General features: G+C 67.1%; 20 protein-coding genes. 4 read left to right on the forward strand and 16 right to left on the reverse strand.

What is annotated here, in order from left to right; all coding sequences use genetic code 11:
* Positions 1 to 36: 36 nt before the first annotated feature.
* Positions 37 to 1,230, reverse strand: coding sequence for a PLP-dependent transferase (locus tag L3V85_RS20985; protein WP_237674642.1), 1,194 nt, complete (start codon positions 1,228 to 1,230; stop codon positions 37 to 39).
* 80 nt (positions 1,231 to 1,310) lie between these two features.
* Here L3V85_RS20985 and L3V85_RS20990 point away from each other — a divergent pair, with 80 nt between their 5' ends.
* From L3V85_RS20990 to L3V85_RS21005, 4 genes are all read left to right on the forward strand, one after another.
* Complete coding sequence (locus L3V85_RS20990) at positions 1,311 to 1,751, forward strand: helix-turn-helix domain-containing protein (RefSeq protein ID WP_237674643.1); 441 nt, start codon at positions 1,311 to 1,313, stop codon at positions 1,749 to 1,751.
* A 21-nt stretch (positions 1,752 to 1,772) separates the two neighbouring features.
* On the forward strand, positions 1,773 to 4,106 hold the full coding sequence (locus tag L3V85_RS20995) for a VIT domain-containing protein (RefSeq protein ID WP_237674644.1): 2,334 nt from the start codon (positions 1,773 to 1,775) through the stop codon (positions 4,104 to 4,106).
* An 80-nt stretch (positions 4,107 to 4,186) separates the two neighbouring features.
* Positions 4,187 to 5,053, forward strand: a complete 867-nt coding sequence (locus L3V85_RS21000; protein ID WP_237674645.1) for a helix-turn-helix domain-containing protein — start codon at positions 4,187 to 4,189, stop codon at positions 5,051 to 5,053.
* 53 nt (positions 5,054 to 5,106) lie between these two features.
* On the forward strand, positions 5,107 to 5,559 hold the full coding sequence (locus L3V85_RS21005) for a VOC family protein (RefSeq protein ID WP_237674646.1): 453 nt from the start codon (positions 5,107 to 5,109) through the stop codon (positions 5,557 to 5,559).
* Positions 5,560 to 5,577: 18 nt separating this feature from the next.
* On the opposite strand, the gene L3V85_RS21010 is transcribed toward L3V85_RS21005, so the two are convergent.
* From L3V85_RS21010 to pilW, 15 genes are all read right to left on the reverse strand, one after another.
* Positions 5,578 to 6,102 (reverse strand): phosphoribosyltransferase, encoded by a 525-nt coding sequence (locus L3V85_RS21010; protein WP_237674647.1) that lies wholly within the window; start codon positions 6,100 to 6,102, stop codon positions 5,578 to 5,580.
* 21 nt (positions 6,103 to 6,123) lie between these two features.
* On the reverse strand, positions 6,124 to 7,455 hold the full coding sequence (locus tag L3V85_RS21015; protein WP_237674648.1) for an adenylosuccinate synthase: 1,332 nt from the start codon (positions 7,453 to 7,455) through the stop codon (positions 6,124 to 6,126).
* 23 nt (positions 7,456 to 7,478) lie between these two features.
* Entirely contained in the window at positions 7,479 to 8,639 is a 1,161-nt protein-coding gene (locus L3V85_RS21020) for an ATP phosphoribosyltransferase regulatory subunit (RefSeq protein ID WP_237674649.1), read from the reverse strand.
* Positions 8,640 to 8,683: 44 nt separating this feature from the next.
* Positions 8,684 to 8,872, reverse strand: a complete 189-nt coding sequence (locus L3V85_RS21025) for a DUF2065 domain-containing protein (RefSeq protein WP_093123048.1) — start codon at positions 8,870 to 8,872, stop codon at positions 8,684 to 8,686.
* Between the two features lie 16 nt (positions 8,873 to 8,888).
* A complete protein-coding gene (hflC, locus tag L3V85_RS21030; RefSeq protein ID WP_237674650.1) occupies positions 8,889 to 9,788 on the reverse strand; it encodes a protease modulator HflC in 900 nt (299 codons plus the stop codon).
* Positions 9,789 to 9,805: 17 nt separating this feature from the next.
* On the reverse strand, positions 9,806 to 11,179 hold the full coding sequence (gene hflK, locus L3V85_RS21035) for an FtsH protease activity modulator HflK (protein ID WP_237674651.1): 1,374 nt from the start codon (positions 11,177 to 11,179) through the stop codon (positions 9,806 to 9,808).
* Positions 11,180 to 11,253: 74 nt separating this feature from the next.
* Positions 11,254 to 12,423 (reverse strand): GTPase HflX, encoded by a 1,170-nt coding sequence (hflX, locus tag L3V85_RS21040; RefSeq protein WP_237674652.1) that lies wholly within the window; start codon positions 12,421 to 12,423, stop codon positions 11,254 to 11,256.
* Between the two features lie 55 nt (positions 12,424 to 12,478).
* Positions 12,479 to 12,724 (reverse strand): RNA chaperone Hfq, encoded by a 246-nt coding sequence (gene hfq, locus L3V85_RS21045; protein ID WP_012747311.1) that lies wholly within the window; start codon positions 12,722 to 12,724, stop codon positions 12,479 to 12,481.
* Positions 12,725 to 12,887: 163 nt separating this feature from the next.
* Complete coding sequence (gene der / locus L3V85_RS21050) at positions 12,888 to 14,231, reverse strand: ribosome biogenesis GTPase Der (protein ID WP_237674653.1); 1,344 nt, start codon at positions 14,229 to 14,231, stop codon at positions 12,888 to 12,890.
* A gap of 51 nt (positions 14,232 to 14,282) precedes the next feature.
* On the reverse strand, positions 14,283 to 15,425 hold the full coding sequence (bamB, locus tag L3V85_RS21055; protein ID WP_237674654.1) for an outer membrane protein assembly factor BamB: 1,143 nt from the start codon (positions 15,423 to 15,425) through the stop codon (positions 14,283 to 14,285).
* A gap of 7 nt (positions 15,426 to 15,432) precedes the next feature.
* The gene (locus L3V85_RS21060) at positions 15,433 to 16,125 is read right to left on the reverse strand and encodes a YfgM family protein (RefSeq protein WP_237674655.1); all 693 of its coding nucleotides are present in this window, start codon (positions 16,123 to 16,125) and stop codon (positions 15,433 to 15,435) included.
* A gap of 5 nt (positions 16,126 to 16,130) precedes the next feature.
* Positions 16,131 to 17,441 carry a histidine--tRNA ligase gene (hisS, locus tag L3V85_RS21065; protein ID WP_237674656.1) on the reverse strand — a complete coding sequence of 437 codons (1,311 nt, stop codon included), beginning with the start codon at positions 17,439 to 17,441 and terminating at the stop codon, positions 16,131 to 16,133.
* A gap of 16 nt (positions 17,442 to 17,457) precedes the next feature.
* Positions 17,458 to 18,732: a flavodoxin-dependent (E)-4-hydroxy-3-methylbut-2-enyl-diphosphate synthase gene (ispG, locus tag L3V85_RS21070; protein WP_237674657.1), complete on the reverse strand. Its 1,275-nt coding sequence runs from the start codon at positions 18,730 to 18,732 to the stop codon at positions 17,458 to 17,460.
* Positions 18,729 to 19,694 (reverse strand): RodZ domain-containing protein, encoded by a 966-nt coding sequence (locus tag L3V85_RS21075; protein ID WP_237674658.1) that lies wholly within the window; start codon positions 19,692 to 19,694, stop codon positions 18,729 to 18,731. The genes ispG and L3V85_RS21075 overlap by 4 nt, the downstream gene beginning before the upstream one ends.
* A complete protein-coding gene (pilW, locus tag L3V85_RS21080) occupies positions 19,687 to 20,541 on the reverse strand; it encodes a type IV pilus biogenesis/stability protein PilW (RefSeq protein WP_237674659.1) in 855 nt (284 codons plus the stop codon). Before pilW ends, L3V85_RS21075 begins: the two co-directional genes overlap by 8 nt.
* Between the last annotated feature and the right edge of the window lie 2 nt (positions 20,542 to 20,543).

A 20,543-nucleotide genomic window follows, 5' to 3' on the forward strand; every position in this document is an offset into this window, starting at 1 on the left:
GCCCACGGCGGCCGTCCAGGTGGGCGATGCGCTTTTTTACATCCGTGCCAGGGCCTGTTGCAGATCGGCTCGCAAATCGTCCACATCCTCCAGGCCGATCGAGAAGCGAACGAGTGTGCCCTTGTGCGGCCAGCGCGCCACGCTCGCGTCACGCATCAGGCCGATGTCGTAGGGCACCACCAGGCTGATCGGGCCGCCCCACGAATAGCCGAGCCGGAACAGCTTCAGGCTGTCGCAGAAACGGTCGACCTGCTCGGTGCGGAAGCGCTCGTCGAACACCACCGAGAACAGGCCCGCCGCCAGGTCGGTAGCTCCGCACAGCGCGCGCCAGTGCACGTGGCCCGGTGAATCCTCGAGCGCCGGGTGCAGCACCTGCGCGATTTCCTCGCAGCCGTTGAGCCAGCCCGCCAGTTCGCGCGCCGCGCGGTCGTGCGCGGCATAGCGCAGCCCGATGCTGGGCAGCGAGCGCAGCAGCGTCTCGACGTCGCCCACGCCGATGCCGAAGCCCATGCGCATGTGGGTGAGCTTGAGGGCACGATGCAGCCGCTCGTCGCGCGTGACCACGCTGCCCATCAGCACGTCGCCGCCGCCGCTCGGGTACTTGGTGAGCGCGTGCACCGAGATGTCGACGCCCTGCCCCGTGCCGTTGAAATCGAAGGGCGCGAAGGCCAGGCCGGCCCCCCAGGTGTTGTCGAGCGCCGTCATCACGCCGCGTGCGCGGCAGACATCCACCAGCGCCGGCAGGTCGGGGAATTCCATCGTCACCGAGCCCGCCGCCTCGAGCCACACCAGGCGCGTGCGGTGCGACAGCTTGGCCTCGAGGTCGGACGGGTCCATCGCGTCGTACAGGCGGTGGGTGATGCCGAAGTTGGCGAGCTCGCCGGTGGCCAGCGCCTTGTTGGGGCCGTAGGCGTTGTCGGGGATCAGCACCTCGTCGCCGGTCTTCAGAAACGCGAACGCGACCAGCGTGATGGCGGCCAAGCCGCTCGGCACCAGCAGGCACTCGGTGCCGCCCTCGAGGGTGGCCAGGCGCTCCTCGAGCGTGAAGGTGGTGGGCGTGCCGTGCAGGCCGTAGGTGTAGCCGGCCTTGGTCTTCCAGTCGCGCGCGCGCATCGCCGCCACGTCGGCGAAGAACACGGTCGACGCCTTGAACACGCCCGGCTGCGGCGCGGCGAAGGTCTCTGGGGGTGCGTAGGGGTGGTGGATCAGGGTCGTGGAAAGCTTGCTCATGGCTTCGATGCTAGCGCGCCGAGGCATGCCGGGCTTTCGGGGTATTTTATAAATACAGTTCTTGTGTTTAAATTAAGTGTATGAAATCGAACCCACCCGCTCCGGCAACGACCTACGCGCTCGCAGACCTGTGCGTGCTGGCGGATCTCCCGCTGCGCACCGTGCGCTACTACGTGCAGCTCGGCATCGTCGACCGGCCCGAGGGCGAGACCCGCGCCGCGCGCTACGGCGCCCGCCAGCTGGAGCAGTTGCTGCTCATCAAGAAGTGGACGGCCGCCGGCGTGTCGCTGGAGCGCATCCGGGAGATGCTGCACAGCGACCAGCAGGCCCCGATACCGGCACGCCCGCGCGCGCCCGGCTCGGTGGAAGTGCGCAGCCACCTGACGGTGGCGGACGGCATCGAGGTGGTCATCGAGCCCGGCCGCGCGGGCCTTTCCCCGGCGCAGGTGCGCGATTTCATACAGGGCGTGATGGCGGCCTTCGCGGCTGTCTCCAGCGCCGATTCCTCCGAGAAGAACTGACGGAAAAGAAAGGGAAATCCCATGAGCTATCTGGAACATGCGCGAATGACGACGACCGGCGGCGACGCCGTGATGCTCGAAGTCGTGAAGGCCGAGGGCGACCTGCGCGGCGTGCTGCTCGAAATGACCGTCGAGCAACGCTTCCGCAACCCGGGCGCCACGAACGTCGAGGTGGTCTACAGCTTTCCGCTGCCGTGGGGCGCGGTGCTGCTGGGCGTCGACGTGCAACTGGGCGTGCGGCGCCTGAGCGGCGCGGTGGTCGAAAAGGCAAAGGCCGAGGCCGCCTACGAAGACGCCCTGGCGGAAGGGCACGCGGCCATCATGCTGGAGAAGAACCACGACCTGAGCTACACGCTGAACCTGGGCAACCTCGCGGCGGGCGAAGCCTGCGTCGTGACGCTGCGCTATGCGCAGACCCTGGCGTTCGAACAGCAGGGCCTGCGCCTGCTGATTCCGACGGTGATCGCGCCGCGCTACGGCGACCCGGTGGCCGATGGCGGCCTGCAGCCGCATCAGGCGCCCGTGCACAGCCCGGTGGCGGCCTATCCTTTCGACATCGCGCTGCGGCTGCACGGCGAACTGGCGCGTGCGCGCGTGGCCTCGCCCAGCCATCCGGTGGGCATCGCGTTCCGGCAGGCGAAAGACCACATGCAGGTGTCGCTGGCGCGCCGGGGCATGCTCGACCGCGACTTCGTGCTGGTGGTCGACCAACTGGCGCACGCGTCCGTCGCCGTGCTGGCGCGCGACAGCGTCGAGCCTGGCAGCACCGTCGCGCTGGCCAGCTTCTGCCCGCGCATTCCAGCGCACGGCCCCGCCACCACCGATGTGCAGCTGCTGGTCGATTGCTCCGGCTCCATGGCCGGCGACAGCATCGACGCCGCGCGGCGCGCGCTGCAGTCGATCGTGCTGCAACTGGGCACCGGCGACCGCTTTTCGCTCTCGCGCTTCGGCTCCACGGTGGAGCATCGCTCGCGCAGCCTGTGGGCCCTGACGGACATCACCCGGCTGGCCGCGCAGCGCTGGGTCGGCGCGCTGCAGGCCGACCTGGGCGGCACCGAAATGGAAAGCGCGCTCGCCTCCACCTTCGCGCTGGGCGGCGGTGCGCCGAGCGACGTGCTGGTGGTGACCGATGGCGAGATCAGCGCCATCGACGCGACCATCGCGTCGGCAAAGACGTCGGGGCACCGCGTGTTCGTGGTGGGCATCGGCAGCAGTCCGGCGGAAAGCCACCTGCGGCGCCTGGCCGAGGCCACGGGCGGCGCCTGCGACTTCGTCGCGCCCGGCGAGGCGGTCGAGCCGGCGGTGCTGCGCATGTTCGCGCGCCTGCGTTCGCCGCGGCTCGACGCTGTGCGCATCGAATGGCCCGCGGGCTCGCGGCCCGCATGGGTGTCGGCGCTGCCGGCCTCGGTGTTCGACGGCGACACGGTGAACGTGTTCGCCCTGCTGGCTGGCGCCCCCGAAGGCGAAGTCCGCCTGCTGGGCGCTCGCCCGGGCGCAGAAGCGGCCGAGCCGATCGGCATCATCCGGATCGGCAAGGTTGCCGCGCCGGTCGACGCATTGAGCAAGATCGCGGCGCACGCACGCGTGGCCGAGCTGTGCGGAAATCCCGACGTCGAGGTCTCGGCGCAGGGCCGCCGGCTGGCGGTGGCCTACCAGTTGGTGACCGACCAGACCAACTACCTGCTGGTGGCGGAACGCGCCGAAGGCGACCGGGCCACCGACATGCCCGAGCTGCACAAGGTGGCGCAGATGGTGCCGGCGGGCTGGGGAGGCACGTCTTCCATCCAGTTCGAGGCCACGAGAGCCGCGCCCGCCGGCTCCATGCTGATGCGCTCGCGCGCCATGCCGGTGCCACCTGTCGCCGCGGCGGCCCCCATGCTGTACAGGAAGATGGCCGGATCGGCGCCCGACATTGCCGACACGCCTGCGGCAGGCACGCCCAAGGCGCTCAGCGCCTGGCTGCGCAAGACGCCGACGAAGGCATGGCCGACCACCTACGCCGCGCTGGCGCGGCAAGGCATTCCGCCCGAAGTGATCGACTGGCTCGAGCTGGTGATCGCCCCGCTTGCCGCGCCCGAGCAAGAAGCGCGGACGGAGGAGACGGTCGTCGCGTCCTTCCTCCACCTGCTGGCGAATGTGCTGGCCTTCGAGAAGCCCGGCCAGCCGGAAGGCGTTCTGCGGGGCACCGCCAACGCCATCCGGCGGCTGCGCGAGGCTTTTGCGGGCGCACCGGGGACCGTGGCGGCGAATGTCGACATGCGACTTGTCGAGCACCTGGCTGCCCAGTTGGCCGGAATGACGCCTGAGCGTTGGCCGGACCCGGTCTACGCCCTGCACGCGGCCACCAGCGCCTGACGAGGGCGACGGCGCCAGAGAGGCATGGCGCGGCACAATCCGCCGATGCGCCATCGCCTGTCTCCCGCCAAGGACGCGCCATGCAGCTGACCCGCCAGCCCGCGGCGCATCTGCAGCCGTTCGTGCGGCTGCTGTGGGCCTCCGCGCCCGAAGGCAGTCGCGTCGCGCGACCCGGGGCGCGCGAGCACGTGCTGCCAACTGGCGGAATGCACCTGGTGTTCCGGCTCTCGGGCCCGCCGCTGAAGCTGTTCGCCGGCGCGAACGATCCACAGGGTGAGACCCACGGCTACGCGATCGTCGGCGGCGCGCGGTCGGCCTTCTACATGCGCGACGTCTCGGTGGCCACGCGGTCCGTCGGCGCGCAGCTCGAGCCGGGCGCTGCGCGCCTCCTGCTGGGTGCCCCCGAAGACGCGCTTGCCGGCCGGCATACGGCGCTCGACGCGCTCTGGGGCGCGCAGCCCACCGCAGACGCGCTCGCGCAGATTCATGCCGCGTACTCCGCCGAACGGCAGCTGGCGGTTTTCGAAGCCCTGCTCACCGGGCGCATCGTTGCATCGCTGAACGCCGGCATGCGAGGGCTTCACCCGGCCATCGCCCAGGCGCTCGGCCCCATCGCTCGAGGGAGCGGCTCGATCGCGGAACTGGTGGAACGCAGCGGCTACAGCCATCGCCGCTTCATCGCCCTCTTTCGCGGTGCGATCGGCCTGACGCCGAAGGAATATGCGCGGGTCATGCGCTTCGATCGCGCGCTGGCTTTGGCAGCCGGAAGCGTACAGGGCTGGGCCGATGTGGCGTCGGCGGCGGGATACAGCGACCAGGCCCACCTGAGCCGCGAGTTTTCGGCGCTGGCGGGCATGCCGCCACAGGCGTGGCGCCGGACGGGAGCGGCGTCGCCACGGCACGTTCCGGCAAGCACAGCCGCGGGTCAAATTCGTTCAAGACGCTAGAAGCGCGGCGGCCCAGAATCGATCGGCACTTCCAAAGAAAGGCGACTCTCATCATGGCCATCCACGAACTCTTCCCCTACATCTGCGTTCACGACGCAGCCGCCGCCATCGACTTCTACTGCAAGGTCTTCGAGGTGAAGGAGATCTTCCGGCTCACGGAGCCGAGCGGCCGCATCGGCCACGCCGAACTGGACTTCCACAACGGCGCGATCCTGATGCTCTCGGACGAATTCGCCGAGTGCAATATCCACAGCGCGAAGACGCTGGGCGGCACCGCGGTCACGCTGCACCTGCATGTGGACGATGCCGACGCGTTGGTGGCGCGCGCGGTCGCTGCCGGCGCCACGCTGGACATGGCGCCGCAGGACCAGTTCTATGGGGAACGTTCCGGCGTCTTTCGCGACCCCTTCGGCCATCGCTGGAACGTGGGGCACAGCATCGAGAAGCTGACGCCGGAAGAAATGCAGCGGCGCTACACCGCGATGCTGCTCAACCCCGCCGGGTGAACCGGCGGGAGCGGGTCGTCAGACCGACCACTTCTCGATGAGCTTTTCGGCGCCCATGGAGTCGTAGCCTTCGAAGGGCTGATGGATCCACGGGTTGGTGGCCAGGAATTCCACCTGGTAGTCAGGCGTGAAGGTCGACAGCGCCTTGGTCCAGATCACGGCGCTGCGCAGCTCGGTGATGGGTGGGTAGTTGTTGCGCAGCATGTCCATCACGGCGTGCAGCGTGTGGCCCGAATCGGCCAGGTCGTCCACCAGCAGCACCTTGCCTGCGATCTCGCCCTTGGGCGTGGTGATGAAGCGTGCGATGTCGAGATGGCCCTGGACCGTGCCGGCATCGGCGCGGTACGAGCTGGTCGACATGATCGCCAGCGGCTTGTCGAAGATGCGCGAGAGCACATCGCCGGGGCGCATGCCGCCGCGCGCCAGGCACAGGATGGTGTCGAACTGCCAGCCCGACTGGTGCACCTTGATCGCGAGCTTCTCGATCAGGTTGTGGTACTCGTCGTAGCTGACGTAGAGATGCTTGCCGTCTTCGGTCAACATGGTTCTTCTTTTCCTCTGCTTTCAGTCGGCCAGGTAGGGGTGGCGCATCATGATCGTGTGGTCACGGTCGGGGCTGGTCGACACCATGTGGATCGGCACGCCAGTGACCTGCTCGATGCGCTGCAGGTACAGCCGCGCATTGATCGGCAGCTTGTCGTACTGCGTGACGCCCACGGTGCTTTCGCTCCAGCCTTCGAGGGTTTCGTAGATGGGCGTGCAGCGCTCGATCTCGTCGGCGCCCATCGGCAGGATGTCGGTGACTTCGCCGTCGAGTTCGTAGCCTGTGCACAGCTCGAGCTTCTCGAGGCCGTCCAGCACGTCGAGCTTGGTGATGCACAGGCCCGACAGGCCGTTGACTTGCGCCGAGCGCTTGAGCAGCGCGGCGTCGAACCAGCCGCAACGGCGGCTGCGGCCGGTGGTCACGCCCTTTTCGGCGCCCACGGTGCTCATGTGGTAGCCCGGGGTGCCGGGCGTGGCCCAGTCGAGTTCGGTGGGGAACGGACCGCCGCCGACGCGCGTGCAGTAGGCCTTGGTGATGCCGAGGATGTAGTGCAGCATGCCCGGGCCCACGCCCGAACCGGCGGCGGCATTGCCTGCCACGCAGTTGCTGGAGGTGACGTACGGGTAGGTGCCGTGGTCCACGTCCAGCAGCGTGCCCTGCGCGCCTTCGAACAGCAGGTTGGCGCCGTTCTTGTGCGCGTCGTTCAGTTCGCGCGAGACGTCGGCCATCATGGGCTTGAGCAGCTCGGCGTGCTTCATCGCTTCGTCGAAGACTTCGTCGTAGTCGATGGCCGGGGCACTCAGCACCTGCGTCAGCACGTGGTTGTGCAGGTCGAGCAGCACGCGCAGCTTGGCCGCGAAGCGCTCGGGGTGCTTCAGGTCCTGCACGCGCAGCGCACGGCGGGCGATCTTGTCTTCATACGCCGGGCCGATGCCGCGGCCGGTGGTGCCGATCTTCTCGATGCCGCCCTTTTCGCGGTAGGCCTCGCGCGCGATGTCCAGCGCGGCGTGGAACGGCAGGATCAGCGGGCAGGCCTCGCTGATGCGCAGGCGCGAACGCACTTCGACACCGGCCTTCTCCAGCCCTTCGATTTCCTCGAACAGCTTGGCGGCCGACAGCACCACGCCGTTGCCGATGTAGCACTTGACGCCGGGCCGCATGATGCCGCTCGGGATCAGGTGCAACGCGGTTTTCACGCCGTTGATGACCAGCGTGTGGCCCGCGTTGTGGCCGCCCTGGAAGCGGACCACGCCCTGGGCGCTTTCCGTCAGCCAGTCGACCAGCTTGCCTTTGCCTTCGTCGCCCCATTGGGTGCCGACGACGACCACGTTTCTTCCGGTGGTTACGCTCATGCTCGTTCCATTACTTCAAAAATTCAGATCGTTCGGACACTCCACTGGCCTGCTTGCTCGACGAGCTCGCGGTCGCAGTGGAATTCATCGATTTCGCTGCCATGGCCCGGCAGCACGCAGACTACCGTTTCACCGGACTTGCGCAATTGGGCAATCGCCTGACGCAGCCCGGCCGCGTCGCTCCAGGGCGCGCGGATGGCGGCGCGCAGCGGGCGGGCCGGCAGCACGCCGACCAGTTCGCGCACGTCGAGGCTGAAGCCGACGGCCGGGCGGTTACGGCCGAACACGGCCCCCACCTCGTCGTAGCGGCCGCCACGCACCAGCGAATCGGCTGCGCCGGGCACGTAGATGCCGAACCGCATGCCGCTGTAGTAGGCATAACCGCGCAGGTCGGCCAGGTCGAAACTGATCTGGCGGCCGGCAACGCCGCCCAGGCCGGCGGCGAGCTGCTTGAGGTCGGCCAGGGCCGCGCCCACCCCGGGCGTGTCCTTGAGCGCCTTGGCGGCCTCGTCGAGCACGGCGGCGTCGCCATAGAGCCCGATCAGGGCGCGCAGCCCGTCGCGCGAAGCGGCCGGGAAATCCTTGGTGAGCGAGGCAAGCTCGCTGGCATCCTTGGCGGCCAGCGCGGCATGAACCCGGGCGAGCACCGCGGCGTCGACCGGCACGCCGGCGAACAGTGCGCGCACGATGCGGGCGTCGGCCAGGTCGACGATCACGCCTTCGCGCAGGCCGGCGGCGTCGAGGCAATCGAGCGCCAGCAGCAGGGTTTCGGTGTCGGCCTCGAGGCCGGCGTGGCCGTAGATCTCGGCGCCGAACTGCAGCGGCTCACGGGTGGCGTGCGGCCGGTCCGGGCGGGTGTGGAGCACCGGGCCGCAGTAGCACAGGCGGGCCACGCCGTCGCGGTTCAGCAGGTGGGCATCGATGCGCGCCACCTGGGGGGTGGTGTCGGCACGAAGGCCCATGCTGCGGCCGGAGAGCTGGTCGACGAGCTTGAAGGTTTGGAGGTCGAGCGCCTCGCCGGTGCCGGAAAGCAGCGACTCCAGGTGCTCGAGCAGCGGCGGCATCACCAGCTCGTAGCCGTAGCCACGGGCGGTATCGAGCAGCTGGCGTCGAAGTTCTTCGATGTGGCGCGCCTCGGAAGGCAGCACATCGGCAATGTGATCCGGAAGGACCCAAGCGGACATGGGGATCGGGGGCGTGGTTAAACCGGGATTCTACCGGGACCGCGCTACCCCAAGATCCAAAGGAGTGCCAAACCCAGCAGGATGCTACAAAGTCCGAAGAAACGAAGCTGGCCGTCGCGCAGCTGCATGAGCTGCCCGAAGCCGCGCCGCCACCCTCCCGGCGACACGAACGGCAGGATGCCTTCGATCACCAGGACGAGCGCCAATGCGCTCCAGAAAGTGTCGGCGCTCACGGCTCCTGACGAAGAATCAACGACGAGGGGCGCTGGTGGTCGAGCCCGAGCTCTGCATGGCGCGGAAGAAGTCCGACGACGGATCGAGCACCAGCACGTCGCTCTTCTTGTTGAAGCTCTGCTTGTAGGCCTCGAGGCTGCGGTAGAACTGGGCGAACTGCGGGTCGCGGCCGAAGGCCTCGCTGTAGGCGGCGGCGGCCTGGGCATCGCCCTCACCCTTGATCTTCTGCGCGTCGCGGTATGCGTTGGCAACGATCACTTCGCGCTGGCGGTCGGCGTCCGCGCGGATCTTTTCGCCTTCGGCCGTACCGGTCGAGCGCAGTTCGTTGGCCACGCGCTTGCGCTCGGCTTCCATGCGGCGATAAACCGATTCGGTGATGGCCTCCACGTAGTCGACACGGGTGATGCGCACGTCGACCACGTCGACGCCCCAGGGCTTGGCGCCCTTCACCACCGACAGCACTTCGCGCTGCACGTCGGCCATCAGGGCCTCGCGGCGCACCGAGATCAGGTCGCGCACGGTTCGCTTGTTGATGTTTTCCTGGAACGCATTGCGCACCACGCGGTTGAGCTGCATCGCGCCGGCGTTCTCGTCGAGGCCAACGTTGCGGATGTAGGCCTGCGGGTCGCTGATGCGCCAGCGCACGTACCAGTCGATCACCACGCGCTGCTTTTCAGCCGTGAGCATGGGCTCGGTGTCGATGCTGGAGAGCGTCAGCAGCCGCTTGTCGATGTACGACACGTTCTGGAACGGCGGCGGCAGCTTGAAGTTCAGGCCCGGCTCGGTAATGACCTGCTTGATCTGGCCGAGGGCATAGACCACGCCGAACTGGCGCTGGTCGACCACGAAGAGGGTCGAGCTCAGCAGCACGAGCAAGACGAGGATCGACGATGCGATGAATCCGATTCTGTTCATGTTCTTCTAGTCCTTTTTCAACGCACGTCGCGGTCGCGCGAGCGGCCGTCGCGGGCTCGCACGTCGCCCGTCACGGGCGCCACCGGGATCACCGAGGACTGGGCCGGCGCGGTGCCGGCGACGCTGGGGCTGGCCGCGTCGACCGGCGTGGGCGTCGCGCTGTTGCCGCTTTGCTGCATGAGCTTGTCGAGCGGCAGGTACAGCAGGTTGGAGCCCTGCTTGCTGTCGACCAGCACCTTGGTCGTGCTGGCGTAGATCTGCTGCATGGCGTCGGTGTACATGCGGTCGCGCGTCACCTGCGGCGCCTTCTGGTACTCGGCCAGCACCGAGGCGAAGCGGCCGGCATCACCCTGGGCCTGCGCCACGATCCGCGCCTTGTAGGCTTCGGACTCTTCCTTCAGGCGCGAAGCCGTACCGGTAGCGAGCGGCACCACGTTGTTGGCGTAGGCCTGGGCTTCGTTCTTGGCGCGTTCGCGCTCCTGGCCGGCCTTGAGCACGTCGTCGAACGCAGCCTGCACCTGCTCGGGCGGACGCACGCCGCCTTGCTGCAGATTGATGCCGACCACTTCGACACCGACCTTGTAGCGGTCGAGGATGGTCTGCATCAGCGTGCGCACGCGCGGTGCGATCTGGTCGCGCTCTTCGGCCAGCGCGGCGTCCATCTTCATCTTGCCGACCACCTCGCGCACCGAGGTCTCGGCCACCTGCACGACGGTCTCGGCGGGCGACTTGCTCTCGTAGAGCCAGGCGCGCGCATCGCTCAGGCGGTATTGCACCGCGAACTTGATTTCGACGATGTTTTCGTCTTCGGTCAGCATGGCCGATTCGCGCAGGCCCGTGGAGCGCACGATGGCGTCGCGGCCCACGTCGGTGGAACGGATCTGCGTGACCACCACCACTTCGTGGCGCTGGATGGGGTACGGCAGGCGCCAGTTGAAGCCGGCGCCGACGGTCGTCTTGTAGCGGCCGAATTGCGTCACGACCGCCTGCTGGCCTTCGTTCACGATGAAGAAGCCGGTGCCGAGCCAGATGAGCACGGCCACGGCAGCCACCAGGCCGAGGCCGAATCCTGCGTTTTTCATGTCGGGGCGGTAGCCGTTGCCGCCACCGTTGCTGTTGCCGCCGCTGGGACGGTTGCCGCCGCCCTTGCCACCGCCGAAGAAGCCTCCGAGCTTGCGATTGAGGTCGCGCCAGAGTTCGTCGAGGTCGGGCGGGCCCTGGTTGGGGCCCTGGCCGCGGGGACGGTCGTTGTTATTGCTGTTGTTGCCCGAAGGCGGGGGTGTCGGTGCACCTGGGGGATTGGCATCGGGGGGGCGGTTGCCGGCCGGGCGATCGCCGTTGGAGGACGGCTCGTCGCCGCGACCCCATCGGCCGTCGTTCAGATTGAACATGCCCAGAAACCCTCTCCGCGCTGGCTTTGAATTCATTCGCTTCGTTCTCTTGTCAGTGGCGGGATTGTGCCCAATCAATCGGCGGCATCGTGCAATTCAGCGTCTGCCTCAGGGGACATCGTATCGGCTACGGAGCCCGATTGCCGGGCGAGCTCGGCGCGCAGCAACGGCACGCCCTCGCCGCTCTTGGCGCTCAGGAAGATGCGGGGGACCTGCACGCCGTCGATTTCCATCTCGTCCTGCAGATGCAGCGGATGCTGAGCGCTTTCAAGGGCGTCGAGCTTGTTGAAGACCAGAAGCTGCGCAACGGTGTCGGCGCCGATCTCGCGCAGCACGGTCTGCACCTCGGCCATCTGCTCGGGGTAATGGGGGTTGGAGGCGTCGATGACGTGCAGCAGCAGGTCGGCGTCGACCGCCTCCTGCAGCGTCGCCTTGAACGCGTCGACCAGGCCGTGCGGCAGGTCGCGGATGAAGCCCACGGTGTCGGAAATCGACACCTGGCGCCGCGCGTCTCCCAGGTAAAGGTTGCGCGTGGTGGTGTCGAGCGTGGCGAACAACTGGTCCGCCGCATAGGCGCGGGCCTTGACCAGCGCATTGAACAGCGACGACTTGCCGGCGTTGGTATAGCCGACAAGCGAGATGTTGAAGGTGTCGCGCCGCTCGCGCTGGCGGCGCTGCGTGCCACGCTGCTTCTGCACCTTGGCCAGGCGCTCGCGGGTGCGCTTGATCGACTCGTTGATCATCCGTCGGTCGAGCTCGATCTGCTTTTCGCCCGGGCCGCCGCGCACACCCGCACCGCCGGTCTGGCGCTCCAGGTGAGACCAGCGCCGGACCAACCGGGTGCTGAGGTACTGCAGGCGAGCGAGTTCTACCTGAAGCTTGCCTTCGTGCGAGCGGGCGCGCTGCGCGAAGATTTCGAGAATGAGGAAAGTGCGGTCATACACCGCAACGTCGAGCTGGCGCTCCAGGTTGCGCTGCTGGGCGGGGCTCAGGGCCTGGTCGAAGATGACTTCGCTCGCCCTGTGGAGGGCGGCCAGTTCCTTGATTTCTTCGGCCTTGCCGCTACCGACGAACAAGGCCGCGTCGGGGGCCTTGCGCTTGCACGAGAGACGGGCGACGGGCGTGAGGCCGGCAGTCTGCGCAAGCAGGCCGAGTTCCTCGAGTTCGCTGTCGAAATGGGGCAGCCCGAAATCGACGCCGACGAGAACGGCGGCGCCTTCCTGGCGGGGGATCTGTTCAGACAAGCGGGATCAGAATTGGGAAAAAGCGCGACGACCGAGGCCGCCGCGCTCCGCGCTATCAGGCTGCGGCGTCGTCGTTCTCGGCAGCCGAGAAATTGACGGCACGACCCGGCACGATGGTGGAAATGGCGTGCTTGTAGACCATTTGCGTCACTGTGTTGCGGAGCAGCACGACGTATTGGTCAAAAGACTCGATCTGCCCCTGCAGCTTGATACCGTTCACCAAATAAATGGAAACCGGCACATGCTCGCGACGCAGGGTATTCAGAAACGGGTCTTGCAGAAGTTGCCCTTTATTGCTCACGATATTCTCCGTGTTCAAGAGTAGTTGTTGGAGAGATGACCTTAACACAGGGTTTCCGCGCTGCAGCAACCTGAGTCAAAAGCCTTGAGAAAATAACGGTTCTCAAAAGACGGAACTTCCGCTCCAGCCTCAAGTCATTGGCCGCCATCGGCAGCCAATGGACTCAATCGTCCTTGTCCGCAAAAGGATTGTGAGAGCTCTTGAATTCGATCCGCAAGGGGGTACCCACCAGATCGAATTCCTTGCGGAAACGCCCCTCGAGGAAGCGCTTGTAAGCATCGGTCACATGCTCGAGCGAATTGCCGTGAATCACGATCACCGGCGGATTCATGCCGCCCTGGTGCGCATAGCGCAGCTTGGGCCGGTACATGCCGCCGCGCTTGGGCGCCTGGAACTGCACCGCCTCCAGCAGCAACCGGGTCAGCACCGGCGTGGACATCTTGCGCGTGGCCGACTTGTGGGCCTGCGCAATCGCCTGCCACACCGGGCCCAGGCCCTGGCGCTTAATGGCCGAGATGAAATGCAGCGCAGCAAACTTCAGGAAAGGCAGCCGGGTTTCGATCTGCCGCTGAATCTGTTCGCGCTGGTAGCTGTCGACTGCATCCCATTTGTTGATGGCGATCACCACAGCGCGGCCGCTTTCGAGGATGTAGCCCGCGATGTGCGCGTCCTGGTCGGTCACGCCCTGCGTGGCGTCGAGCAGCAGCAGCACCACGTTGGCCGACTCGATGGCCTGCAGCGTCTTGACCACCGAGAACTTCTCGATCGCCTCGAACACCCTGCCCTTGCGGCGCAGGCCGGCCGTGTCGATCAGCTCGAAACGCTGGCCGTTGCGCTCGAAGGGCACCGAGATCGCGTCGCGCGTGGTGCCCGGCATGTCGAATGCCACCAGGCGCTCTTCGCCGAGCCAAGTGTTGATCAGCGTCGACTTGCCCACATTGGGGCGCCCCGCCACTGCCAGCTTGATCGGCTTGTTGGCTTCGTCTTCCTCGGATTCGTCGTCCGGGTCGGGCAGGTTCAGCGGCTCGAGCGCAAGCTCGACCAGGTCGCGCATGCCTTGCCCGTGCGCCGCGGAAACGCCGTGCACGTCACCGAACCCGAGTTCGTAGAAGTCGACGAGCTTGGTGCCGTCGTGCATGCCTTCGGCCTTGTTGGCCGCGAGCACGCAGGGCTTGCCGAGACGGCGCAGTTCATTGGCGATGTCATGGTCCTGCGCCGACAGGCCCTCGCGGGCATCGACGACGAAGATCACCACGTCGGCCTCGGCCACGGCTTGCCGTGTCTGCTTGGCCATTTCCTTGTAGATGCCGCTGCCGGCATCGGGCTCGAAGCCGCCGGTGTCGATCACGATGAACTCGTGCTTGCCCAGGCGACCGTTGCCATAGTGGCGGTCGCGCGTGAGGCCGGCGAAATCGGCGACGATGGCGTCGCGCGTCTGTGTCAGGCGATTGAACAGCGTCGACTTGCCGACGTTGGGACGCCCGACCAGGGCCACGACCGGCTTCATGGCCGGCCTTTCGATGGCGCGGTTTTCATGGTCGGGCCTTGCGAGAAAAGATTATTCAGGGCGATATCCAAACACACCACCCTTGGCAGTCACGACCACGACCGTGTTGCCGACGAGCACCGGCGCAACGGTGATGGCGGAGCCATCGGGCGTGACACGATTGAGCAGCGCGCCGTCTTCGCGCGACACGAAATGCAGCGTGCCGGTGCTCTCGCCGATGATCAGCGAGCGGCCCACGGCCAGCGGCGAAGTCAGTTCACGGTTCTTGAGGCGGCTCATCTGCCAGGCACGTTCGCCGTCGCCGCGGCGCCAAGCGATGACGCTGCCGTCGGACTCGGTGCCGTAGACAAAGCGGTCGTCGCCGCTCACGCCGTCGGCGCCCGAGGCCGGCTTGCTCCAGGCCAGCGTGCCGCGCGCGGTATCGACGCAGCCGACGCTGGCGTAGTAGGCCCGTGCGCACACCGAGTCGCCCACGCGGCTCACGCTGCCGGTCAGGTCGACCAGGCGTTCCACGTCGTTGGTGCCGCGCGGCGCGGCGATGGGGGCTTCCCAGCGGGAGGTGCCGTTGCCCGGGTTGATGCCGACCAGACGGCCGCCGAGGCCGGCCACCAGCGTGTCGCCCACGGCAATCAGCACGCCCGACTTGCGCAGCACCAGGTTTTCACCCGCGCGCTGCTGGATCCACAGGCGGCGGCCGCTCTGGCCGTCCCAGGCGCTCACGCTGCGGTCGGCGGTCTGCACGAACACGCGGCGACCAGCGACCAGCGGTGCTGTAAAGGCTTGCGCGGACAGCTTCTGCTTCCACAGCACCTTGCCGTTCTCGAGGGCCACCAGTTCGTTGCCGGTGGTGACGACGGCCGCCAGCGAACCGTCGCTGCCGACGCCGGCCGCCAATGGCGTACCGGCGCTCGCGCGCCAGGTTTCACGGCCGGCGCGGGCATCGATGGCCACCACCGTGCCGTCGCTGCCCGCGACGGTGACGATGTCGCCGTTGATGGCGGCCGTGAGCGGGAACTTGACCTCAGGCACCTGCACCTTCCAGGCCTGGCGCACACCCATCAGGGCCGGATTGGCGGGCAGCTCTTCGGGCTTCGGCTTGCTGGTACCCGAACAGGCGGCCAGGAAAGCGACCAAAACAAGGGCTGATCCCGCACGCAGGGCGGTCGATTCAGGCATGAGACGCTTGAAATTCATGATGCGGTCAGGGAGTTTTGGGGGCTGCGGGAGTGACGGTAACGACCGGGGCCAGGCTCTTCGGGTCGACACCGACCGCGTTCAGCTTGATCTCGACCAGACGACGGTAGTCGGAAGTCGCGCCAAGACCGGTCCAGGCCTTGCGGTACTCGGCTTGCGCTTCGTCGCGCTTGCCCTGGGCCAGGTAGATGTCGCCCTTGCGATCGGCCACCAGCGGTTCGAATTCCTTGGGGACGCTGCCGTCGAGCTGCTTGAGTGCATCGTCGTACGACTTGCTGTCGAGCAGCTCGCCCGCGAGGCGCAGCTTGGCAACGGCCTTGTAGCCAGGGTCGACGGCGTTCTGTGCAACCCACTCCAGTGCTGCGCGCGAGCCTTCGGCATTGCCCTTCTCGAACAGCGTCTTGGCGACCAGCAGGCCGGCCTGCTGTGCATAGGCGGTGTTGGCGAAGCGCTCCTTCATGTCGCCCAGCACGCGCTGGATGCGTTCGACGTCGCCGGACTGCGTGCTGCGCTCGACCTCGTCGTAGAGCGCGGCGGCCTGGACAGCCTTGTTGCGCTGGAAGTATTGCCAGCCGTTCCAGGCCACGAAGGCACCGGCGACAAGCAGGACGGCCCAGGTGATCAGGGTGCCGTAGGTATTCCAGAAATGCTTGAGCTGGTCGAGCTGTTCCTGTTCTTCGAGGTCGAGATGGGTTGCCATGCGTGTCAGGTGTTGGGAGCCGGCGATTGTAGGGTGGCGGCCCAGATGGGGGCTTCAGCAAGTGCTCGGGAAGTTTGCGCGCCGCTTCCGTCGCGCAACGCCTTGAGAGTCACCTCGCCGCGTGCGAGTTCATCGGCGCCGAAGATTAGGGCGTAGGTTGCGCCGCTGGCATCCGCCTTCTTCATCTGCGCCTTGAAGCCGCTGAGGCCGTCGACGGTTGCCGCATGCATCTGCACGCGCACGCCGCTTTCGCGCAGCTGCTGCAGCGTACGCAGCGCGACCGGCATGGACGCTGCATCGGGCACGATGGCATAGGCGTCGGGCACTGGCGCCGGCACTTCGGCACCTTGCTCCTTGAGCAGGTCGAGCACGCGCTCCACGCCCATGGCCCAACCCACGGCCGGCGCGGGCTTGCCGCCGATCTGCGCGATCAGGTCGTCATAACGCCCACCGGCACACACCGTGCCTTGCGAACCCAGGCGGTCGGTCACGAATTCGAAGACCGAGAGGTTGTAGTAATCCAGCCCGCGCACGAGGCGCGGATTGATCGTGAATGCAATGTCGTTGGCCTTGAGGATGGCTTGCAGCCCCTCGAAGTGCGCGAGCGATTCGGCACCGAGAAAGTCGATCAGCTTAGGTGCCGACTCGACCACGTCCTTCATTGCCGGATTCTTGGTGTCGAGAATGCGCAGCGGGTTGCTGTGCAAGCGGCGCTTGCCATCTTCGTCGAGCTTGTCAGCGTGCTTCTCGAAGTGCGCGATGAGTTCGGTGCGGTGCAACGCGCGTTCGGCAGGCTGTCCCAGGCTGTTGAGCTCGAGGCGAACATCGGTCAGGCCGATGGCCTTCCAGAGTGCGTTCGCCAGCAGGATCAGCTCGGCATCGACGTCCGGGCCTGCAAAGCCCAGCGCTTCGGCCCCGATCTGGTGGAACTGGCGGAAACGCCCGCGCTGCACGTTCTCGCGGCGGAACATCGGGCCGGTGTACCAGAGGCGCTTGGGCCCTTCGTACAGCATGTTGTGCTCGATCACCGCGCGCACCAGGCCGGCGGTGTTCTCCGGGCGCATGGTCAGGTGCTCGAACTTGCCGTGCTTGTCGGCGCGGTCCTCGAAGGAGTACATCTCCTTCTCGACGATGTCGGTCACTTCGCCGATACCGCGCACGAAGAGTGCCGTGCGTTCCAGGATCGGCGTGCGGACGTTGCGGTACGCAAACCGCCCCATCAGGTCGCGCACGGTGGCCTCGAGCCACTCCCAGCGCGCCGATTCGGGCGGCAATATGTCGTTCATGCCTTTGACGGCATTCAATTTATCAGCCATGGATCCTGCGGAGGTGTCAGGCAGCGACGGCGTGTTCGCCGCCGAAGCGCTTTTCGATATAGGTTTCTACGAGCTGGTGGAACTCGTTGGCGATATTGTCGCCGCGCAGCGTAAGCGCCTTTTCGCCGTCGATGAAGACCGGCGCCGCGGGCGCCTCGCCGGTGCCAGGCAGGCTGATGCCGATGTCGGCATGCTTGCTTTCGCCTGGGCCGTTGACGATGCAGCCCATGACGGCCACCTTCAGCGTTTCCACGCCGGGATACTTCTTGCGCCAGACCGGCATCTGCATGCGCAGGTAGTCGTCGATCTGCTTGGCCAGTTCCTGGAAGGTGGTGCTCGTGGTGCGGCCACAGCCCGGGCAGGCGGTGACGCTCGGCACGAACACGCGCAGGCCAAGCGCCTGCAGGATCTCGTTGGCGATCAGCACTTCCTGCGTGCGCGACTCGCCCGGCTGCGGCGTGAGCGACACGCGAATGGTGTCGCCGATGCCCTCCTGCAGCAGGATCGACAGCGCCGTGGCCGAAGCCACCGTGCCCTTGGTACCCATGCCGGCCTCGGTCAGGCCCAGGTGCAGCGGATACTCGCAGCGCCGGGCCAGCTCGCGGTAGACCGAGATCAGGTCTTGCACGCCGCTCACCTTGCACGACAGGATGACCTGGTTGCCGGCCATGCCCATCGACTCGGCCAGCTTGGCGGACTCGATGGCCGACGTGATCAGCGCCTCGTACATCACCTGCTTGGCATCCCAGGGCTGGGCGCGTTGGCTGTTGGTGTCCATCAGGCTGGCGAGCAGTTCCTGGTCGAGGCTGCCCCAGTTCACGCCGATGCGCACCGGCTTGTTCCAGCGCATCGCGGCGTCGATCATCTGGCCGAACTGCTTGTCCTTCTTGTCGCCCTTGCCCACGTTGCCGGGGTTGATGCGGTACTTGCTCAGCGCTTCGGCACAGGCCGGATAGTCGGTGAGCAGCCGGTGGCCGTTGTAATGGAAGTCGCCGATCAGCGGCACGTCGACGCCCATGCGGTCGAGCTGCTCGCGGATGTAGGGCACCTGCGCGGCGGCTTCGGGCGTGTTGACGGTGATGCGCACCATCTCCGAACCGGCCAGCGCAAGCTCCTTGACCTGGATCGCGGTGCCGATGGCATCGACGGTGTCGGTGTTGGTCATCGACTGCACGCGCACCGGCGCGTCGCCCCCCACCGTGACCACACGCGGGCCCCAGACCACGCTGGCCTGGCGCGAGCGGCGCGCCTTGGGCGCCGCCGATTCGATGGGAAGAAGGCAATCGCTCATGACGTCACCTCGAAACGCGCCACGCCACCGCTCTTGGTGACCGGCTTCAGGTCGAAAGGCTTGCCGCGCACCTGCACGTCGACGCTCGACGCACGGCCCACGACCACGGACAGCGGCAGCGCGCCCGACAGGCCGACGGTCTCGCCGGCCTGCAGGCTGCGACGCAGCAGCTGCTTGCCGCCGGCTTCGGTCACGGTGATCCAGCACTCTTCACGTGCCACGAAAACGAGCTGCTGGCTGCTCGCGGCGGAAGCTGCAGGCGCGACGGCGGCGGGTGCCGTTGCGACCGGCGTCGTTGCATTGGCTGGATTGGCAGCAACAGGCGTCTCTACAGCCGCTCCCACCGAACCGCTTGGCGCTACCGCCTGAGCCGGCACGGTCTCGGCGACGACGCCCGAACCGCCCGGCGTTCCCGCGGACGCATCGTTCGTTGCCGGGGTGTCGGCCGAGCCATGCGCCGTCAGACGCGAGACCGAGGCACCGAGCTGATCGAAGACCGACTGCGGCAGCCAGAACAGCGCGCCCGCGCCGATCAGCAGCAGCACCACGACGGTCAGCAGCGCGCGCGATGGCAGGCCGCCGCTGGAGCGGCCGTTGCCGGCCCAGCGCGGCGTGCCCGACGAGATGTTGGTCTTGAGCGTGCGGTCGGCCGCGGCCAGCGACACCTTCTGCGTGGTCGGCAGCTTGGCGAGCACGGGCGCGGGATCGATGCGCAAGGCGCGGCAGACGCTGCTGGCGAGCGCACGCGCAAATACCGGATCGGGCAACGAAGCGATGTCGTCGGCCTCGAGCGCCAGCAGTTTCTGCGGGGGCACCTTGAGCGCCGCCGCCACCATTTCGATGTGCAGGCCATGCGCCTCGCGCGCCTCGCGAAGCAAGTCGCCTGCGGTCTTGTGCGTGATGTCGCCTTCTTCGAGCGGCTGCGCCGCGGAAGTGCCGAACTCCGAAACCCGATCAATCATTGAAATTCCCGCGCTCGTACGCTGATGCCTCCCGCGACTGGGGGAAGCGTCGTTGCAGTTGACCTCCCAACTGCGCCAATGCCTCGCGGTTGTTGAGCTTTCGTTCGATCTTGATGCCGAGCCACAGCGTTTCGGCGCTGGCCGAAGGGCTGTTGTTGACGCGGCGAATGTAGAACTGCGCACGCGACCATTCTTCGCGCTGCGCGAGCACCAGGGCCAGGTTGAAACCGACCACCGGGTTGCTGGCGTCGATCTCGTAGGCCTGCTGAAGGGTGCGCTCGGCCTGCGCGCGCTGGCCCGCCTTGAGCTCGCAGACGCCACGCGTCATGAGCGTCTTGGCACGGTCGGCGTAGCTGGGCACGGCGAGCGCCTCGTTGAACTGCGTTGCCGCATCGCCGTAGCGGTTCTGCTGGCACAGCAGCCAACCGTAGTTGTGGCGCGTGTTGGGGTCGCGCGGATTGATGGCAATGGCGCGGCGAAAACTGTCTTCGGCCATGCCGGCGTCGTCGAGCCGCATGTAGACCAGGCCGCGCAGGTTGTACGCGTCCGAATTGTTCGGGTCGGCGGCGAGCGCCTGCTTGATCTCGTCGAGCGCGACGTTGGTTTGGCCCTGCTCGAAGTAGCCCGAGGCCAGCTCCATGCGCAGGCGCGCGCGGCGCTGGCGGGAGCTTTCGTCGGACTCGGTGACGATGTCCACGCCCTTGCCCGAACTGGTGTCGGCCAGGCTCGTGGTGGTGGTGCGCGTGCTGACGCAACCGGCGAGCAAAAACGTCACGGCGACGCCGGCAAAACTCGCGGCCAGCATTCGCTGCGCGCTAGCGGTCGTCATCGGAAAGGCCATGCTCATTG

It is taken from the genome of Variovorax paradoxus (assembly GCF_022009635.1).
In the GTDB taxonomy this organism is placed as follows: Bacteria; Pseudomonadota; Gammaproteobacteria; order Burkholderiales; family Burkholderiaceae_C; genus Variovorax.

Bases quoted from the DNA above. Each gene is read 5' to 3' on its own strand.
- L3V85_RS21060 (WP_237674655.1), bottom strand. From the start codon at position 16,125: ATGGCAACCCATCTCGACCTCGAAGAACAGGAACAGCTCGACCAGCTC.
- L3V85_RS21020 (WP_237674649.1), bottom strand. From the start codon at position 8,639: ATGTCCGCTTGGGTCCTTCCGGATCACATTGCCGATGTGCTGCCTTCC.
- L3V85_RS21005 (WP_237674646.1), top strand. From the start codon at position 5,107: ATGGCCATCCACGAACTCTTCCCCTACATCTGCGTTCACGACGCAGCC.
- L3V85_RS21000 (WP_237674645.1), top strand. From the start codon at position 4,187: ATGCAGCTGACCCGCCAGCCCGCGGCGCATCTGCAGCCGTTCGTGCGG.
- L3V85_RS20990 (WP_237674643.1), top strand. From the start codon at position 1,311: ATGAAATCGAACCCACCCGCTCCGGCAACGACCTACGCGCTCGCAGAC.
- L3V85_RS21015 (WP_237674648.1), bottom strand. From the start codon at position 7,455: ATGAGCGTAACCACCGGAAGAAACGTGGTCGTCGTCGGCACCCAATGG.
- hisS (WP_237674656.1), bottom strand. From the start codon at position 17,441: ATGGCTGATAAATTGAATGCCGTCAAAGGCATGAACGACATATTGCCG.
- hflK (WP_237674651.1), bottom strand. From the start codon at position 11,179: ATGTTCAATCTGAACGACGGCCGATGGGGTCGCGGCGACGAGCCGTCC.
- L3V85_RS21010 (WP_237674647.1), bottom strand. From the start codon at position 6,102: ATGTTGACCGAAGACGGCAAGCATCTCTACGTCAGCTACGACGAGTAC.
- L3V85_RS21075 (WP_237674658.1), bottom strand. From the start codon at position 19,694: ATGATTGATCGGGTTTCGGAGTTCGGCACTTCCGCGGCGCAGCCGCTC.
- L3V85_RS20985 (WP_237674642.1), bottom strand. From the start codon at position 1,230: ATGAGCAAGCTTTCCACGACCCTGATCCACCACCCCTACGCACCCCCA.
- ispG (WP_237674657.1), bottom strand. From the start codon at position 18,732: ATGAGCGATTGCCTTCTTCCCATCGAATCGGCGGCGCCCAAGGCGCGC.
- hflC (WP_237674650.1), bottom strand. From the start codon at position 9,788: ATGAACAGAATCGGATTCATCGCATCGTCGATCCTCGTCTTGCTCGTG.
- bamB (WP_237674654.1), bottom strand. From the start codon at position 15,425: ATGAATTTCAAGCGTCTCATGCCTGAATCGACCGCCCTGCGTGCGGGA.
- pilW (WP_237674659.1), bottom strand. From the start codon at position 20,541: ATGAGCATGGCCTTTCCGATGACGACCGCTAGCGCGCAGCGAATGCTG.
- der (WP_237674653.1), bottom strand. From the start codon at position 14,231: ATGAAGCCGGTCGTGGCCCTGGTCGGGCGTCCCAACGTCGGCAAGTCG.
- L3V85_RS20995 (WP_237674644.1), top strand. From the start codon at position 1,773: ATGAGCTATCTGGAACATGCGCGAATGACGACGACCGGCGGCGACGCC.